This is a genomic window from Pseudoalteromonas thalassia, from assembly GCF_049257215.1.
Lineage (GTDB): Bacteria > Pseudomonadota > Gammaproteobacteria > Enterobacterales > Alteromonadaceae > Pseudoalteromonas > Pseudoalteromonas lipolytica_C.
In genome coordinates, this window is the sequence record NZ_JBMMUE010000002.1 from 408,668 (window position 1) to 426,562 (window position 17,895).

Annotated in this window: 18 protein-coding genes; 8 read left to right on the forward strand and 10 right to left on the reverse strand. The window is 37.7% G+C overall.

Features of this window, described 5'->3' with window-relative positions; genetic code table 11:
• Nucleotides 1–1,125 (reverse strand): efflux RND transporter periplasmic adaptor subunit, encoded by a 1,125-nt coding sequence (locus AAEU31_RS04215; RefSeq protein ID WP_421966545.1) that lies wholly within the window; start codon nt 1,123–1,125, stop codon nt 1–3.
• A gap of 58 nt (nt 1,126–1,183) precedes the next feature.
• Nucleotides 1,184–1,561 carry a hypothetical protein gene (locus AAEU31_RS04220; RefSeq protein ID WP_421966546.1) on the reverse strand — a complete coding sequence of 126 codons (378 nt, stop codon included), beginning with the start codon at nt 1,559–1,561 and terminating at the stop codon, nt 1,184–1,186.
• A 185-nt stretch (nt 1,562–1,746) separates the two neighbouring features.
• Between AAEU31_RS04220 and AAEU31_RS04225 the strand changes: the two genes are divergently transcribed.
• The 6 genes from AAEU31_RS04225 (at nt 1,747) to bfr (AAEU31_RS04250) (ending at nt 7,564) form a co-directional block, all read left to right on the forward strand.
• Nucleotides 1,747–2,607: a cation diffusion facilitator family transporter gene (locus AAEU31_RS04225; protein WP_421966547.1), complete on the forward strand. Its 861-nt coding sequence runs from the start codon at nt 1,747–1,749 to the stop codon at nt 2,605–2,607.
• Between the two features lie 64 nt (nt 2,608–2,671).
• The gene (locus AAEU31_RS04230; RefSeq protein WP_421966608.1) at nt 2,672–3,742 is read left to right on the forward strand and encodes a PepSY-associated TM helix domain-containing protein; all 1,071 of its coding nucleotides are present in this window, start codon (nt 2,672–2,674) and stop codon (nt 3,740–3,742) included.
• Nucleotides 3,743–3,768: 26 nt separating this feature from the next.
• Nucleotides 3,769–4,104, forward strand: a complete 336-nt coding sequence (locus AAEU31_RS04235; RefSeq protein ID WP_421966609.1) for a DUF3703 domain-containing protein — start codon at nt 3,769–3,771, stop codon at nt 4,102–4,104.
• A 165-nt stretch (nt 4,105–4,269) separates the two neighbouring features.
• The gene (locus tag AAEU31_RS04240) at nt 4,270–6,405 is read left to right on the forward strand and encodes a TonB-dependent receptor (RefSeq protein ID WP_421966548.1); all 2,136 of its coding nucleotides are present in this window, start codon (nt 4,270–4,272) and stop codon (nt 6,403–6,405) included.
• A gap of 209 nt (nt 6,406–6,614) precedes the next feature.
• Nucleotides 6,615–7,088 carry a bacterioferritin gene (gene bfr / locus AAEU31_RS04245; RefSeq protein WP_130052506.1) on the forward strand — a complete coding sequence of 158 codons (474 nt, stop codon included), beginning with the start codon at nt 6,615–6,617 and terminating at the stop codon, nt 7,086–7,088.
• Between the two features lie 11 nt (nt 7,089–7,099).
• Nucleotides 7,100–7,564: a bacterioferritin gene (gene bfr, locus AAEU31_RS04250; RefSeq protein ID WP_062567995.1), complete on the forward strand. Its 465-nt coding sequence runs from the start codon at nt 7,100–7,102 to the stop codon at nt 7,562–7,564.
• A gap of 57 nt (nt 7,565–7,621) precedes the next feature.
• On the opposite strand, the gene AAEU31_RS04255 is transcribed toward bfr (AAEU31_RS04250), so the two are convergent.
• Nucleotides 7,622–8,095, reverse strand: coding sequence for a mechanosensitive ion channel family protein (locus AAEU31_RS04255; RefSeq protein ID WP_199526952.1), 474 nt, complete (start codon nt 8,093–8,095; stop codon nt 7,622–7,624).
• 59 nt (nt 8,096–8,154) lie between these two features.
• On the reverse strand, nt 8,155–8,610 hold the full coding sequence (locus AAEU31_RS04260) for a hypothetical protein (RefSeq protein WP_138557665.1): 456 nt from the start codon (nt 8,608–8,610) through the stop codon (nt 8,155–8,157).
• A 183-nt stretch (nt 8,611–8,793) separates the two neighbouring features.
• Between AAEU31_RS04260 and AAEU31_RS04265 the strand changes: the two genes are divergently transcribed.
• Entirely contained in the window at nt 8,794–9,225 is a 432-nt protein-coding gene (locus AAEU31_RS04265) for a DUF2541 family protein (RefSeq protein WP_062567998.1), read from the forward strand.
• A gap of 308 nt (nt 9,226–9,533) precedes the next feature.
• Here the strand turns inward: AAEU31_RS04265 and AAEU31_RS04270 are convergent, their stop codons facing one another.
• The 6 genes from AAEU31_RS04270 to AAEU31_RS04295 form a co-directional block, all read right to left on the reverse strand.
• A complete protein-coding gene (locus AAEU31_RS04270; protein WP_421966549.1) occupies nt 9,534–10,091 on the reverse strand; it encodes a YbhB/YbcL family Raf kinase inhibitor-like protein in 558 nt (185 codons plus the stop codon).
• Between the two features lie 75 nt (nt 10,092–10,166).
• A complete protein-coding gene (locus tag AAEU31_RS04275; RefSeq protein WP_421966550.1) occupies nt 10,167–10,979 on the reverse strand; it encodes a helix-turn-helix transcriptional regulator in 813 nt (270 codons plus the stop codon).
• Nucleotides 10,980–11,247: 268 nt separating this feature from the next.
• Nucleotides 11,248–11,610 carry a hypothetical protein gene (locus AAEU31_RS04280; RefSeq protein ID WP_421966551.1) on the reverse strand — a complete coding sequence of 121 codons (363 nt, stop codon included), beginning with the start codon at nt 11,608–11,610 and terminating at the stop codon, nt 11,248–11,250.
• A gap of 26 nt (nt 11,611–11,636) precedes the next feature.
• Nucleotides 11,637–12,029: a hypothetical protein gene (locus AAEU31_RS04285; protein ID WP_421966552.1), complete on the reverse strand. Its 393-nt coding sequence runs from the start codon at nt 12,027–12,029 to the stop codon at nt 11,637–11,639.
• Between the two features lie 91 nt (nt 12,030–12,120).
• Nucleotides 12,121–12,531: a GFA family protein gene (locus AAEU31_RS04290; protein ID WP_421966553.1), complete on the reverse strand. Its 411-nt coding sequence runs from the start codon at nt 12,529–12,531 to the stop codon at nt 12,121–12,123.
• 151 nt (nt 12,532–12,682) lie between these two features.
• A complete protein-coding gene (locus AAEU31_RS04295) occupies nt 12,683–13,165 on the reverse strand; it encodes a GAF domain-containing protein (protein ID WP_421966554.1) in 483 nt (160 codons plus the stop codon).
• Nucleotides 13,166–13,234: 69 nt separating this feature from the next.
• On the opposite strand from AAEU31_RS04295, the gene AAEU31_RS04300 reads away from it, so the two are divergent.
• Complete coding sequence (locus AAEU31_RS04300; RefSeq protein ID WP_421966555.1) at nt 13,235–17,881, forward strand: ATP-binding protein; 4,647 nt, start codon at nt 13,235–13,237, stop codon at nt 17,879–17,881.
• The last annotated feature ends 14 nt before the right edge of the window (nt 17,882–17,895 follow it).

Consider the following 17,895-nt stretch of genomic DNA (forward strand, 5'->3'; position numbering starts at 1 on the left):
CTAGTGGTTATGCGGATCAAATCCGCCTTTAGCTAGCTGTGATGCAATAAAAAATGCACCTTGGGTGACAACCTCAAGTCCGGCTTGAATACCAAATACTTCGCGATAATCACCAAAACTTCTGCCAAGGGTTACTTCTTGTGCGACAAAACCACCATCGTCATCAACAACAAATAATTGCCAGTCACCATCTGCGCTGCGAGTTAAAGCATTTTCTGGTACAGCAAGTACCGCTTGCTCTGTTTCAAACTGAAAATACACATCGGCAAACATGCCCGGATGCAAACTATGCTGAGTGTTTTTTACTTCGAGCCTAACGGTTCGTGAGCGTGTTTGTTCATCAATGGTATGTGCTTCTTGAATGACTGTTGCTTGATAGCGATTACCGTTTACTTCTAACAGCGCTGTCGAGCCATTATTAATAATACGGTCTTGGTTTGATGAAAGCTGAGCTGCAACCCAAAGCGCTGATTCATCAGCAATCAGCATCAACTCAATCCCCGAATCAACTCGCTGGCCTTGGGCGAAGTTATCGGTTAAAACAGCACCAGATGTTTGTGCAAATAAGGTATATTCGCCGAGTTTTTCTGGGCTTATAGTCAGTGTTTGAGCTATAGCTTGTTTTGATAAACCAAAGGCAACTAAGCGGCTATAAGCTACTTCATACTCGGCTTTGGCAGTTAAGATTTGCTTTTTGCTCACCGTGCCTGGTGTCATTTTAGTTAGCCGTTTTAACTCTGCTTCGGCCAATCTAAATTCAGTTTGCTGGCTGGCAACTTCGCCACTAAATAAAGTGACTAAAGAGTCACCTTTATTGACATGTTGCCCTAACAAGGCATGGCGCTTTACAACGATTGAATCAACGCGCGGTGACACCACATAACTGGCATAACCATTGGCTTTAATTTCGCCCGGTGCATATAAGGTTTGATTGTGTTTTTTCAGTACAAGGCGCTCAACCTTGATATTAGCTAGTTGCTGTTGCTGCTCAGTTAAATTGACTTCATTAGCATGCTCAGCTTGTTCATTTTCTTGATGTTCATGTGCTTCTTTCGCAGAATTATTTGTCACATACATAAAGCATACGCACAGTAATGCGTAACGCATAAAATTTCTTAAAAACATATATCGTCTCTTACTTAAAATGGGCTAAGCCCAAATAAAATCTAAAAAGGGTTTTGGATTAAGTAAGAGCTAAAATAGGTGGGCGATGTAACGGCGCTAAATCTGCTGATGTGAAGTTTAAATCGAGAGATTCAATTTTAGTAAAATAGGTATCAGCAGGCTCAGTCAATTGCAGCGAATCGACAAACACAGGGCTGTGACAAACATGACAATGGCCTTTTTCGGCTGAATCAGACAACTGTTTGCTAAGTTCGGTGTGCTCTAATTGGTGTAGCTGATGATCGCCATTGATAGCGCAATGGGCTTCAAGGTCAATTTCTTCAGATAGTAGTACCGAGGTGTGATTAAACGCAGCATTATGATCGGCCACATCAAAGCTATCCAGCAAGGGCTGGAGCAATAATACGCTAATCAAAATAATAAATGCAGCTTTCACATTGAGCCTAAAAATTAGAACTAAAAATTGGTACAACGGCGATAAATTAACAAATCGACCGGCATTTGAACAGTAAATTATAATCTGTACACGAACAAACTGTACACGAACAAATCATTACAAACATTTCAATACCACGGCACGCATGGTATAAAAATAAAGCAAATCAATAACTCGGTATTTTTATGGGACACGGACACCACCATCATCACGATACAAATAACCAAAGCACCCGCCAACTCATGCTGGCAGTTGCAATCAATGTGTTATTAACTGTCGCTCAGGTGATTGGCGGCCTTGTTTCTGGCAGTTTATCGTTAATTGCTGATGCACTGCATAATTTAAGTGATGCCTCGTCGTTATTCATTGCCCTAATTGCCCGAAAAATTGGTGCCAAACCTGCCAACGATCGTTATCAATACGGCTACAAACGCGCTGAAATTTTAGCAACCTTATTTAACAGCTTAAGTTTAATTGTGATTGGTGGTTACCTAATTGTTGAAGCCATCTCCAACTATTTAAACCCAGAGCCTATTGATGGTTGGATCATCATTTGGGTTGCAGGGTTTGCACTGGCTGTTGACCTAGTCACCGCCCTTTTAACTTACAAAGCAGGCGCAAAAGACAGCATGAATATTCGTGCTGCGTTTATACATAATGTGTCTGATGCATTAGCGTCTGTGGTGGTGATCATTGCGGGTACCTTAATTATTCTTTATCAATGGTATGTTGTTGATTTAATTGCCACCATGCTGATTTCGGTGTATGTCATTTACCATGGTATTTTGCTGCTAATAGCGAGCAGTAAAATTTTAATGCAGGCAGCCCCCGATAGTTTTGCGCTACCAGAAGCTATCACTGAACTTAAAGCCCAATTTGCAATCACTGATATTGATTACCTTAAAACATGGCAGATAGATGACCATCACATTCATTGTGAGCTTAAGTTTAGTGCCAAACAAAGCATTCAAAACGATGAAATACGTCACTTTTTACATGAAAACTTTGCTATTGAAAGCTGCACCATTGAACAAGTTTTAGTGTAAATGTTTCGCGTTATCATTTACAATTCAGTTTTGTTTTAACAGCAAACTGAAGGAACAAACCTTGTTGAAGTTGTGGTTACGTCGTACGCATTTATTACTTGCCTTAGTAAGCGGTTTATTTTTAATTTGTTTAAGCTTGACCGGCGCGTTGCTTATTTACGCAAAAGACATTCAATACCTTACTCAAAGCGATAAATGGACAGTAACGCCAGCACCTTCAGCACTTGATTTCGATGACCTCATCCAACACGTTTCAGCTACAACAAAACAACCCGTTACTCTGTTAATGCCAGAGCAGCGCAGTGATCTTGCCTGGCAATTACAGTTGGCCAATAACCGCTATGTCAGTGTTAATCCTTACAACGGTCAAGTGTTACATGAGTACGATTACTACAGTACAATTTATGGCTTTACCATGGCTCTGCACCGCTGGCTGCTTTATGAAGATGGCGATAAAAATCGCCCGCTAAGAAACTGGGTATCGGTGTGTGCGCTGATTCTTATTACTGAAATTCTGCTTGGCTTTTATATTTGGGTAAAGCCAAAAAATCGTATTAAGCGCTTGGCTATTAAGCGTAAAGCAAAGTTTAGAGTGCTGATGTATCAGCTACATACCGTTCTAGGAGTGTATTTTTTAATTCCACTCATTTTAATTGCATACACAGGTATGGCATTTAACTGGAAAGAACAAACCAAAGCCGTATTAGAATTTGTGATGCAAGGCACAGTTGAAGATAGGCCTAAACCACCAGCAGTTATTCCCCCTTCATCTGATACGCCTTTTCAAGTGCAAAAAGCGTTTGATAACGCACAAACTGTATTTCCTGAGGGTAAGTTATTTAGAATTTACTTACCGAAAAAAGCAACTGATAACATAGGTTTTAGAATAGAGAACCCGGGTGAAAGCCATGCCTATAGCTGGGTATGGGCAAACCCATATTCAGCAGATATTGTTGCAAGCTATGACGCCAGCCAAAGCTCATGGACCACGCAAACATGGAACTTTAAATATAAGTTTCATATTGGTGATTTTGCAGGGCCTATTGTGCAATTACTATGGTTACTATTTGCTTTATCACCGTTATTTTTCACGATTTCGGGTGTTTACTTTTGGTACAAACGGCATTACAAATGAACAACTTTTATCAATAAAAAATTGCTATTAACAATGAGCTCAAACATGCCTTTAGCACTGAAATGATATTGGCTAAAACTAGTTATGCAAAGAAGGATTACACAAGCGCTTTTTATCACTTAGAGCGGGCTCATATTCTTGGCCAAAGCTATATTATTCCGCATACTTTCTCACATTGGTGGATGTGTAAAATTGGTTTTAAAAACCATAATGCCAAGGAAATAATTGGTCAGTTTGCTCGCATGGCTGCGTCAATTGTGTTTTCGCGTATTTGGGTCCCACTCGGTAACACTGGCGGCACCAATGTTAGCCCTGTCAAACCAATGCCTATTCCTGATGACCTAAAACGTTACTTAAACTAGCATCAACTAGAACCGCACTTACTTGTACCCTTCTTATCGCGAGTAACTAAAAAGCCACAATTATTATTGCAAATAATTATCATTAGCCTTGCCTTTACACTTCTTTACATTTAGACTTCCGCACAATCACATAAAATAATTAATACTGATTTAACAAGGATAAACATGTTAAAAACTTCACTTACTCTGATTGCACTCGCACTAAGTAGCCAATCTTTTGCTGATGATGCCATTAATAAAAAACTCACCGCAGAAGAAATGGAACACGTTGTTGTATCAGGCAGCCGTGTATTTGAAAGCATTGATGAAGTACCCGCTTCAGTCACGATTATTAGCCAAAAGCAAATTGAAGAGCATTTAAAAGTTAATCCAGAACTACAAAGCTTATTGGCGCAAATGGTACCTGGCCTTGCACCAGATACGGGTAGCTCGAGTAACACAGGTCAGAGTTTACGTGGCCGTGCACCACTTGTGATGATTGATGGTGTGCCACAATCTACACCACTGAGAAACGGCTCTTTAGGGGTTAAAACACTCGACCCAAGTGCCATTGCGCGTATCGAAGTGATCAAAGGTGCGACTTCAGTTTATGGTAATGGTGCATCGGGCGGTATTATTAACTACATCACAAAACAAGCAACAAGTGATGGTAAGCCAGAGGGTGAAATCAGCCTTTCGTCACGTTTTAGTGCAGTAAAACTAGAAGAAAGCGCTGGTGCGCGAGTCTCTGCGGCAATTAATGGTCGTGCTGATAAAATTAGCTATTTATTTACCGCAAGTTACGAAGAAAATGGCGTTCAACGCGACGCAGAAGGCGATATTCTTGGCTTGCAATATGGTTTATCTGACGCAGTAACAGAAAACTACTTCACCAAGCTGGGTTATGATTTTGATGATGAGAAGCAGCTACAATTTAGCTATAACTACTTTAGCTCTCAGCAAAAAACCGATTTAGGTGATGTTGTAGGGGATCTTAATGATGGCGAAAAAACCTATGCCATTCATGTACCTAAAGAGCTGCAAAAGCAAGGTAAACCACAAGGCCCAGATGGTAACGAAAACATTACCTTAAAATACACAGACTACGCCCTGTTTAGTAATACTCAAATGACTCTCGACCTTTACATGCAAGATATCGAGAATGTGTTTTTCTTTTCTACAAGCTTAGCTAACCCAGACGAAGGCTACGAAGGCGGCCAATCAATTATTCGCTCTGAAAAGAAAGGTGCGCGCGCTACCTTCAATACCCTTGTTGATTTTGACAATGTTGAAGCCACTTTCATTTATGGCCTAGATGCACTTAATGATGTGACGTCTCAGCCGCTAGTAGATGGCCGTGTTTGGGTACCAGAAATGGATATGGAAAGCCTTGCTGGCTTTTTACAAACTAAGTGGGTAATCGATAATGATTTAGTTATTAAAGCGGGTGTACGCCAAGAAAGCATAGATCTTGCTGTTGAGGACTATGAAACCTTAAAACTGTGCCGCTCAGCAACACAATGCTCAGTACCACTTAGCGTAAAAGGTGACACCATTGATTACGATGCAACCACTTACAATGTAGGTGTGAAATACAATTTACTTGAGGCCTTCAGCCCGTTTGCTAATTACTCGCAAGGATCTGATATCTCAGATATTGGCCGCTTATTACGCTCTGCAACAGTAAACGATATTGGTCTAATTCAAACAGAAGCATCAATCATCGATAACTATGAAGTTGGTTTTACCTCACAGTTTGATGACTTGCGTTTTGAATTTGCAGCTTACCGTAGCACATCAGAATTTGGCACCACGAATAGCTTTAATGAAGCAACGGGTGTTTATGAGCCAGTACGTGCGCCGCAAGAGATTTGGGGTTACGAAACACTGGTTGATTATAAAATTAACCCAACCCTAAAACTGGTTGCAACTTACAGCTATGTTGAAGGTAAAAACACCGAAGACGATATTTACTTAGGTTCTCGCCAAATCAGCCCACCAAAAGGTACAGCTAACTTAAACTGGCAGCCTAATGATGAATTATCACTTACGGTGAGTTATTTATATGTGGGCTCACGCAAACGCTTTGAACCAAATGCAGACGGTGACTATGTTGGCGATCAAGGCCCAATTAGCAGTTACAATCTATTCAACCTAAGCGGCCGTTATAGCTTTAGTAAAAACTGGCAAGCGTTTATGGGGGTTGAAAACCTATTTAACAATGATTACTACCCTGCCCGCGCCCAGTCATACACCTACGGTGGCTATAACATTAAAGGTTTAGGTACCACTGTAACACTTGGTGCAACTTATCGCTTCTAAATTAATTTTTATTAGAACAACAAGCCCTTCTTAGTAAGGGCTTTTTTCATTTAAGAATAAAAACGATAAATTGTTCATTTATCAACCATTAACGCAAACTTAAACGAGAATCACACTCAATAGTAAACAACTGATTTACAAAGGAAAAAGTTTGCAATCTTGTTTTTATATACTACAATTACCGCAACTTGGAATTCGAGGACAGCATTATGAAAGGTAACCAAAAAGTCATCGATAGTTTTAACAAACTACTCGCAAACGAATTAGCCGCTATAGATCAATACTTTATTCATTCTCGTATGTATGACGATTGGGGCCTAAATAAGCTGTATGAGCGTCTTAACCACGAAATGGAAGAAGAAAAAGACCACGCAGATTGGTTAATTAAACGTATTCTATTCTTAGAAGGCGTACCAAACATGACTAAACGTCGTGATTTATTAATTGGTTCAGACGTTAAAAGCATGATGCAAAACGATTTAACACTTGAATTAGAAGTTGTTGATTGTGTTAAAGAAGCAATTTCTATCTGTGAACAAGAAAAAGACTATCAATCACGCGAAGTGCTTGAAAAGCTATTATTTGATACAGAAGAAGATCATGTGTACTGGTTAGAACAACAGCTTGGTCTAATCGACAAAATTGGTAGCCAAAACTACCACCAATCTCAAATGGGCGAATAGAGGCTAATTGTATGAAAGGCGATAAAAGCGTCATTGCTGCACTTAATAAAGTATTAGCGAATGAATTAGTGGGTATCAACCAATACTTTTTACACGCTCGTATGTTTAAAGATTTTGGTTTTTCAAAATTAGACAAAGCTGATTACAAAGTATCTATTCAAAAAATGAAAAATGCCGACCGTTTAATCGAACGTATTTTGTTTTTAGAAGGTTTACCAAATTTACAAGATTTAGGTCGACTACGTATTGGTGAAAACTCTGAAGAAATGATCGAAGCTAACATGAGCTTTGAACTTGATTCATTACCTGATCTTAAAGAAGCAATTAAACTTGCTGAAGAGAAAAAAGATTACATCAGCCGTGAAGCGCTCGATAACATCTTAAATGAGCAAGAAGAACAGATTGATTGGCTTGAAACACAGCAGCAGTTAATCAAAACCGCAGGGCTTGAAAATTACCTGCAATCTCAAATGTAATTTGCTAAAACTTCAAAAAGCAGCCTAGGCTGCTTTTTTTATAGCTAGTTTTTGCTATTAATCGTCTTCACGATCAATGATTGACACTTTATTACTTAAAATTAAAGAGTTAGGGATTAAATGCACAGCTCCTTCGCCTTTAATTGTGATATAGCGCAAATTAAGATCAATCACAGTGCCCTTTGAATTACTCACTTCTATGTAATTACCAAGCTTAATAGGTTTATAAAGCACAATCATGACACCAGCAACTAGGTTTGAAATTGCATCTTTCAACGCAAAACCCAGTGCAAAGCCCGTTAAGCCTAAGCCTGCAACCAACGCCGCAACATCAAAACCGAGTTTCGATAACGCAAGCACAATAGCAATGAATAATAAAATAGCGCGCTGCGAGTTAGAAATTAGCCGGAAAGTTTCAAGTGCAGTTGAATCAAACCGACGTTGAAACTGTTTAATTGCCCGGTCAATTATGAGGCTTGCAATATAAAAGGCAGCAAGCACTAAAAATGCTTGAATAAGTTGGCTAGTCATAAGGTTTTCAATTAAAAAATAAAGCCCATCATAGGCTTAAATTTGCATGAGGCAAACATTTATTGTTTTTCAAACACACATGAAACGTCAGGTTTATCCAATGTATAAGTGATATTGCCATTATCTTTAAAACGCAGATCTTCAGTTGTTGAGCCATTATCGTCTTCATTATCACAGCGAAAATAGCGCTTGGTTCTAACAATACCATTTACAAAGTACTTTAGCTTCGAGCTAACAACACAAAAGTTTGGGATTTTTTTTACCTGCGTACCGTTATGCAAATCACTAAAGTCAATTAGCGTGCCTAAACTAAAACCTTGTGTGGGTGTTTTGATTAATGAGAACGATGCATTTTGGCAAACTGCGTCACTGCCCTCTTTGGCTGCATACTCCCCTTGTTTATCTTTAATTAAAGACAAAAATTGGGTTTTATTACTAGGCTTAACATCTAGCAATGCACTTGCTAACGCTGAGTTTGAGAACAAAAAAGCAACTATCCAAAAGTAAGATCTCATTTAAATTCCATAAACTATAAACACTTAATTAGCATAGCATGCCATTTAAGCTTGGTGAATCTAAGAACCATATTGTTAATACGACTAAAATATGAATTTGGTTTTATTTAGTCATTTCTAGATAAGCAATTACTTTATTTATGTGCTATATCTTTGAATGATCATAATTTTGGAGGGAATCAAATGAAAATAATTAAACTATTAGCTTTAACTACTTTACTAACATTAGCCAGTACACATAGTTTTGCTGGTGATGACGAGTGGAAAACTATCGCTGAGAAAAAAGTTAGTTACAAGAGCGAAACTGATACCGTAAACCCTATCACCAGCAGCCGTTATAGTCACATTAAGGTTAAATGCACACATGGCACAGTGAACCTTAAAAGTATTAAAGTCATCATGAATAATGGTGAAGAAAAGGTATTTGAAAACCTGGGTGTTCTAACCAAAGGGATGTCATCACGTAGCTTAAGTTTACCAGACAAAAACGACGCTAAACTCGATAAAATAAAACTTGAATATGAATCTGTAGGCAGCACAGCACTTAGTATGGCTGGTGTGACCGAAAAAGCCGAGGTTGAAATCCTCGCGAAAAAAGCAAAGAAAGATGATTGAAGTTGCGAGTCAATGATGTTTAAGGCCATACACTTTCACAAGTAGCGGCCTCTTTATGCCGCTACTTTTTAAGTGCAGACGCGCGAAACAAGTTTCACGCCTTCGATTGCCCTTGCAGGTCGCCATTTATGGCGACAAAAACCGTGGAGATTTTCACGTAGGAACGGCTTCAGCCGTCAACCTTAGATGTTCGGCGTTAAAACGCCCTTGTAAACTTGTAACTCGATAACTTTACCCTTAATCGCGCTAAAGCACGACCTACAAACGCTCGAAACTCGCTAACTTTACTCTTGCAGCTCGTTACTCTCTCAACGCTTATAAAGCGCTTCAATTGTTGCTGAATCAAGCGAATAAGCATTGATCATATAACCTGCTAACGCACCTGATGCGTTCTCTGGTAATTCAAGCTTTTGTGATAACGCATGCAGTGTAAATTGATATCTGTGAGCGCCATGACCTTCTGGTGGGCAGGCACCGCCAAAGCCTTTAAAACCATAATCATTTGTTATTTGCATACTCCCTTTAGGCAAAGCATTCTTGTCAGCATTTCCAGCACCGCTCGCTAAGCTTGATACTGATTTAGGAATGTTTACAACTTGCCAATGCCACCAGCCACTGCCTGTAGGGGCATCAGGATCATAAACGGTCAATGCGAATGCTTCAGTCCCTTTCGGAGCATTTTGCCAAGCAAGTTGTGGTGATAGGTTATCGCCGTTACAACCAAATCCCTTGAACTCTTGCGAAGTACTCATAAACTCACCATGAGCAATGTCTTTACTTGTTAAGGTAAAAGACTCAGCGAATGTGGTGCCAGACAAACATAGCAGGAATAATGGCGTGGCAATTTTCAATGTTGATGATTTCATAATATTCTCCGATTAATAAGAATAATCATAATACCTAGCAAAGAGAGATCAAATTAGTACCAAAACTGTCAATTATTAGCCTACTTCGCTCATTATTGTTTTACGAAGAGCTGTTGGAGTCGTATTAAACAACAGTTTAAATTTATCTGTGAATCTAGATTGCGACGAAAAACCACATTGCTGCGCAATAGCTCCAATAGGCTCTGAGCTGCTTTGAATTAAATGTAGCCCATGGCTTAAACGCGCTTTGTCTTTAATTAACTGAAAACTACTTTCTTCTGCAGTTAACTTTCTTCTGAGTGTAGACTCGCTCATCGCTAAACTAGCTGCAATACTGTTTGCATCCCAATCTCGTGTTAAATCACTGATGATAATAGTATGCACTTTATGAGTCAGTGTTGGTGGCTCAATGATTGAACCTAAATCAATAAAGCCCTGCAAAAATAACACCTGTAGAAGCTCTTGCCTTCTAATTGGCCATAATTGTGGTGGTGTTACTGCAGCCCATTCAATAAATTGTTTTAAGGACATTTGAAACAAAGAATCTACTTGCCCATTAATGAACTTTTTCTTTGCTCCCGATTGATATTTCAAACACTCAAAGTCTGCGTAATCAAACTCAATCAATAACGCCATGTAACCAATATTTTGCGGAATGTTGCGCATGGCAACCTTAGGTGTATTTGCCATAAAGACAAAATCGCCTGCATTGCAGTTAACTTCTTCTGTATCAATTAGTCTTTTACTGCCAGACAACACAACGACAAGTAATGGTTTTGCGATAGGCACATTAACTATGTGCTGTTCATCATTAGCGCAATAAATCGAAAACGGTAAAGACTGATGTTGCTTTACTGCGCTTAAACCTATCTCTATCAATTCATTCATATTTTTCAGTGTTTTTTATTGGACTCGAAGGAACGGATTGGACCGTGATTCTTAGTTATTCGGCGTTAAAACGCTACCGGCTAACTTTACACTTTAATCACACTAAAGCACGACCTACAAAGGTGCTAAACAAGTTTCACGTCTACGGTAGGATACATTAGGTACTAGGGTTTAGGCTCTAGGACGCGATGTAAAATCGCTGCTACTTGTTCGGCGTTAGAACGCCTCCTACAAACTTTACTTTCACAACTTGCTAACTTTAACCCAATCAAACAAGCATACTGTTTAACATCATTCCTGGCATCAAAAATACCATTGCAAAAGAAAATGATCCGGTGAGTGCAATTGCAAGACAGCAAAATGCCGTTTGCATTAAAAATACGTTGGGTTTACCAGAGGCACTTTTTTGAAATGACACATAGGCAAGTAACAGGTTTTCTTTAATTTTTAGAAAGTAAGAGCGCACTACTCTGGTGATAGGTAAGCTGTACATTGCTAAAAAAGCAAATACAACTTCTATTCCACCAAAATGAAATAACAGTGCAATCTCAGGTGAGAACCAACCAACAATAGCTATCAAGCACCAAAATGCAGCTTTTTGATATTTATTTAGTTCTTGCCATTTGATCATCGTTTTCTTTGTATTTCCAGTTATATTTAAATTAAGTGAGCAGCTGATTTGTCTAATTTAGTTACATAAGCTTTGAGCTCTGCAAGCTGAAGTTTTTCGCCTTGGTGAGCATTCATCGCTTTGGCAAAATAGCTATTGGCTTGCTGCTGATCACCTGCATGCTCATGAATGATTCCAATTCGAAGATAAGTAAAAGCAAGATTATTTGGGCCTATTTCTGTTTGCAGAATTTTAGCGCTATCAAGCTCAAGAATTCTTGCAAGTGAATTTAACGCATAGAGCGCACTATCATGTGAGCCATTTATGTGCTGAGAATGAGCAAGTTCTAGCTCTTTTTTAAGAAACTCAGCTGTAATTTCATTTGCGTTTGTAGGTACTGCTAAAGAGACTAAAGCAGCTAAGGTTAAAACTTTAAACATATTAAACCTCCCTTTAAAATGTGTTTACAGATTAATCAAACCAGATTAACTGGTCAAACTTTATCCACAAGAAAGCAAATTATCAACGAGCTTAATCGCGACCAAAACCAATCAACTTTTTGCCATTTAGGCCATTTTTATGCCATCCGGTTTGCTCTTCACAGAAAATTTGCGCATCTAATTCTTTACTTGGCTCTTCGTTTAAACTGCCTGCAGGAACAAGCAAATAGCTGTTATCTTTTGCAGTGAATGGCAAAGCGGAACCACAGGTTTTACAAAACGCCCGTGATAACGCACGACCAGGGTAATTAAATCGCGTAATGTGCTGTTGACCTTTTACCCATTCAATAGCATCAGGGGAGGTAAACAAATTTGCGGCATGTGCTGTGCCTGATAATTTTCGACACTGCTCGCAATGACAAAAGAAAAAACGTTTAAAGTTGTCAGTTACTTTGTAGCTTACTTCACCACAACAACACCCACCGGTTAGAGTTTTTGCCATTATATGCTCCTTATTATTGTGTTATAAAACGGCGTTTGACAATGCGCTAAAAATTAATTTTAGGTAATAAAAAAGTTTATACTGACATTCAGTATAATCTATGTGATTGATACAGATTAGAAAACAATTTACGACGAAAAACTAAAAATCATTAATTTTCAATTAATTGAATTACATCTGATGCTAATTTGACTAAAATTTGAGTATCATTTTCAGAAAAATCTCTTGGCTGTGTATCAATAATACAAAGTGTCCCGAGTATAACACCAGTCTTAGCAATCAAAGGTGCTCCGGCATAAAAGCGGATATAAGGCTCCCCAGTAACAAGCGGATTATCTAAAAAACGCTCATCAAATAGAGCATTACTAACTATCAAGGGTTTAGTATCAAGGATTGCATGACCACAAAATGATATATCACGAGGGGTTTCGCAAACATCCAGCCCTACTTTAGATTTAAACCATTGACGGTGCGAATCTACAATACTAACTAATGCGATCGGAACACAAAACAGTTTAGCTATAAAATCTGTAATTCGATCTATATCAACATTTTCTTCTGAATCTAACAAGTTTAACGAATTCAGATATTCAAGCCTCAAAGTTTCATTTTCAGGTTGTATTGGAACCTTCATTTTCTCGCCATTAGACAGATTGTATTAATAAACTATAGTTTCCATTAACCGTTTTTGTTAGGACCTGATGTGAATTATTTTATTAAGTTCATTCTGTACTTTCTTTTATCAATTATTGGCATATCACTCTTTTATGTCGAAATTAACGAGTACAACCAACAAAAGGTCTTTAACAAAAGCCTTAATCAATACATTGTCAACCTTGAAGGGCTAGCTAAAGTAAATAACCTTATTTTTTCCCTGCAACGTGAACGCGGAATGTCAACTGGGTTAAAGGGTGAAAAGGATTATTTAGAGCGACTTAACACCTATATCAAGGCAACTAATTTTAGCATTGATGATGTGAAAGCGGCCGATCAGTCAGATTATTTTAAGGAGTTTGCGACGCAAGTTGAAAATGACATAAGGTCTATTAGAAATGAAAACCAACTAGCAAGTAAAAGCAAAGAAAGTATTTTTAAAAGCTACTCGGTTTTGATTAACCTGCTATTAAAAAAAGTACGAATTGTTGAAGCCGAGCAGCAGTTTTTTATTCGCCAAAGTAATGATAATAACCTTGAAGCGTTAGATTTATACACTTTACTAAGAGCAATTGAATTAGGTGGGCAGCTCAGAGCAAAAGTTGCAAGATACATAACATCTGAAGATGAACAAGTTAAATTAGTAGTCTTACGAGAAGCACTTAATCTTCATTCTCAACATAATTCATTGATTAAAAATTTATTTAATGACCAAGATGCTAATATCTACAATAATCAAAACAAGCTATTAATAGAAAATTTAATCAACTCACTATCTCAAGGCAAAGCAACTGGAAAAATCACCAAGTTTGAATGGTGGGATATCAGTACGGCTTATTTGAATGAGCTTATAGAACACAGTAATACCATCATCTCTGAAATGCGGTTGAGTGCACAAAAATTAAAGACGCAAGGTGAAGAAAAGACTTTGCTTGCACTTTGCTTTGCCGTTATTGGCGGGATATTATGTGTTGCTTCAATATGTATGATTATTCGGCTATTATCGCTAAGCAAGGACAAGCGTTTAAACTACAGTACTGCAACCACAATTCAACTTATTATTACCTTTGTGGGAATAACCTCTGTTTTGTTTGTTGAACACTATGCAAGTCAAAAACTTTTAAAATATCAATCAAACATTGAGATATTAAGAAACCTAAACCTTCAAGCGATAGATAATATCTATACATTTGACCAACTTTGGCAAAAGCAGAAAGCCAATCAAATGTTGAGCGCACTTTCCTCCATACAACATCAAAATCATTTAGATTTTAACGATATGGATCTAGATGAGCCTCGTGATCTTCAATTTCTTAATAGTATGAACCTGCAAAGTATCATCCAATCTGAGCGTGAAGCTATCAATGAAGGTCGAATTATTTCAAAAGCAATTGAGACACCTGCAAATGGTGTTATTTACCTCATCGCAGGTTTAAAAATCTCGCAAAGTGGATTAACTAATACACTCATAGTCTATGAGGTGAGTCTTAACCATTTGATAGCTAAAGCGCGAGAGAAAATAATCACATTAGAAAATATGCCCAGAGCTGGTTACTTTGTAGAAGACGACTTACTTTCATTTAAAAGCCTGATAAATAACAATTCTAATCAATATGATAAATCAGAGCTACTCAGTGCATATGTATGGGATCAAGAGCTAAATTTAGGGAGCTACTCATATGAAAGCTCAAAAAATAAAAATGCGTTTTTATCTACCATTCAAAGTAAATTTATCTGGCAAGTTAGTTCGTTGTTTTTCTTATTTCTACTAATCCTATATGTAAGTAATAAGTCACAACAAAAAAATAGAAAACAAGCAATACTCGCACAAGACAATATAAAAACAAGACAGCTATTTATGAGTGCTTCCGAACAGCTCGCTTCTATTGGCAGTTTTGAAGTAGACATAGAGACAAAATGGGTAAATACATCTGAGGGATTTAGAAACTTATTCAATCTTCCTTTAGATACTGAATTCGTAAAAATAAAAGCTATCCTAAAGCGTTTTGATCAAACTCAGCGAAACAAAATTATTAACCAATTAAAAAACCAAAATTTAATGCAAACCTCTGAGTTACAGTTAACGCTTGCAGAACGTCAAACAAGGCACTTCAACCTTGTTTCAAAAATACGCTTCAAAGAAAGCTCTCAAACATACACATTAGTTGGTGTTGTAAAAGAGACAACGACTCAAGTTTACGAGTCCGAAAAACAAAAAAGGATCCAGCTTGAATTAGACTCAGCTCGCAAAGAAGCTCTTAACAAAATGAGTGAAGCTGAAAAAGAAAGAAAAGAGACACAAAAACTACTGACAATTAAACGCTCTACAGAGAAGCTGCTACAAGAAGCAATAAATGCTTTTCCGGCTTCGATAATTATGCTTAATAGTGAGCAAGAAATTACGATGAAAAACCTTTACCCTGATCCGCTTATTACGAGCCAAGTTAATACAGCTACATTCATGGGGGTTGAAATATTAAAAGGAGATAACGTACTAAATATTATTAAAAATTTACCTTTAGTTGAAAAAGATGAATTACTAGATATGTTACATAGCTGTTCTGCAGCAGAAGAATATTGCTGCGAATTAAAATGCAAGTATCTCGTTGACTCTTTTGAGTATTGGTTTGAAATCTTATTAAAGAATATTGCCACTGATTCGGGAAAATACACCTTAATTTACCAAACGAATATAACCAGTAATATAAATTCAGCTAAAGAGTTACAAGCTGCTAAAGTGAATGCAGAATTAGCAAGTGAAGCTAAATCACGTTTCTTAGCAACCATGAGCCATGAAATTAGGACACCAATGAATGGCGTAATTGGAATGTTGGATATGTTGGGTGAGTCACATTTAGACCCTGAACAACAACATTTAGCACATGTAGCGAAAAGCTCAGCATTAATTTTACTTCGTATAATCAATGATATTTTAGACTTTTCTAAAATTGAAGCGGGTAAAATGCAATTAGAATACTTAGCATTTGATTGGCTAGACATAATTAAAGAGTTAGCTGAGCTGCTGGCCTACCAAGCTAATAATAAAAAATTAAAGCTAGCCTTTTACTTTTCTTCTGAATTAGCAATTAAACAGCTAGGTGACCCTGTAAGGCTAAGACAAATTTTACTTAACCTAGTAGGAAATGCGCTTAAATTTACTAAAACAACAGCGACTTTATCTGGGTTAATAGAAGTGTCTATAACGCCAAGTGAGCAGCCAGACTTCTATTTAATCGGTGTAAAAGACAATGGTAAAGGCATGTCGAATCAACAAGTAGATAAACTTTTTACACCTTTTGAACAAGCAGATAACAGCATTCAGCGCCAATATGGCGGCACAGGTTTAGGGTTATCTATCACCAACAAACTGGTTGGCATGATGCAGGGTGAAATTGATTGTCAAAGTCTCGAAGGTGTTGGTAGCCAGTTTGTTGTAAAGTTACCACTTAATGCACAGCAAGAAGTCGCAGATTTTCCGTTCAAGCTTACAGAAATAAAAATTGCCGTTGTCGGTGATGAAGATAAGTTTGAAACCGACTTAAATGCTCACCTCACTAGACTGCAAGCTAATTGCGAAGTGATTCCAAGAGAATTATTCAATGCGCAACTAGTCGATAGTCAAAGATATGACTATCTTATTATCACTGCAGAGTCTTTCCAACAGCTTACTACAGAAGGCAAAGACGTATTCATAGATGGTAGTCGTTGCCATTATATCTTACTTGATAATAACCAAGATAAATTACCTAAACCAAGCAATGTTAATATCTCTAGTCTGCCTTTATACCCATACTATGCCTCAAAGGTGAGTACACACATAGCACAGTTAGAAAATATCATCGCTAAAGAAAATGAAGACTCCCGAAGCTTAAACTCAGCAATGTCACTACCAAGTATTAAAGAGGCTGAGCGCTTGCAAGAGCTAATACTTGTTGTTGAAGACAATGTTTATAATCAAGACTTATTTAAACGCCAGTTAGCAACTCTGGGCTTTCAATCCGTCATTGCGGACAACGGCAAAATAGCACTGCAATTGCTAGAGCAATTTGATTTTGCGCTAATTATTTCTGATTGCCATATGCCAGTGATGGATGGTTATGAGTTCACAAAACAAAGGCGCATCATTGAAAAACAAAATAATCTGCCTGCATTACCAATTATCGCTGCAACTGCTAATGCTTTAGATGGCGAAGAGCAAATTTGCTTGGCGTGTGGCATGAATGACTATTTAGCGAAGCCAATATTACTACAAGAATTAAATAAAAAATTAAAACGTTGGTTAAATGGTAAATCGACACAACCAATTGAGAAGGAAGATCAAGCATCTCAAATTAGCAAGTTACAAACTGAGTCTAGAAACAAAGCTCCTTTTATACAATTAGACGTGCTAGAAAACTATGTAGGAACAGATAAAAGCCTCCAAAAATTGTTTCTAGAGAAATTTGTTAGCGACTCAGAGAAGCTAATTAACCAGTTGAATCTTGATGAGCCTAATAATATTAAAGATATTGCCCATCAGCTAAAAACTTCTGCTAAAACGGTAGGGAGCAACCAACTAGCTGACACACTTCAAGAATTAGAAGAGGTGAGTCAGAAAGCATCATTACAAGAAATCGAAATGTTAATTAACCAGTGTAAAATGCTGTTCAGGAGTGCACAAGATGAAATTACATCTATACTAATTAATACTGATTAAGACACCCAAGGGTA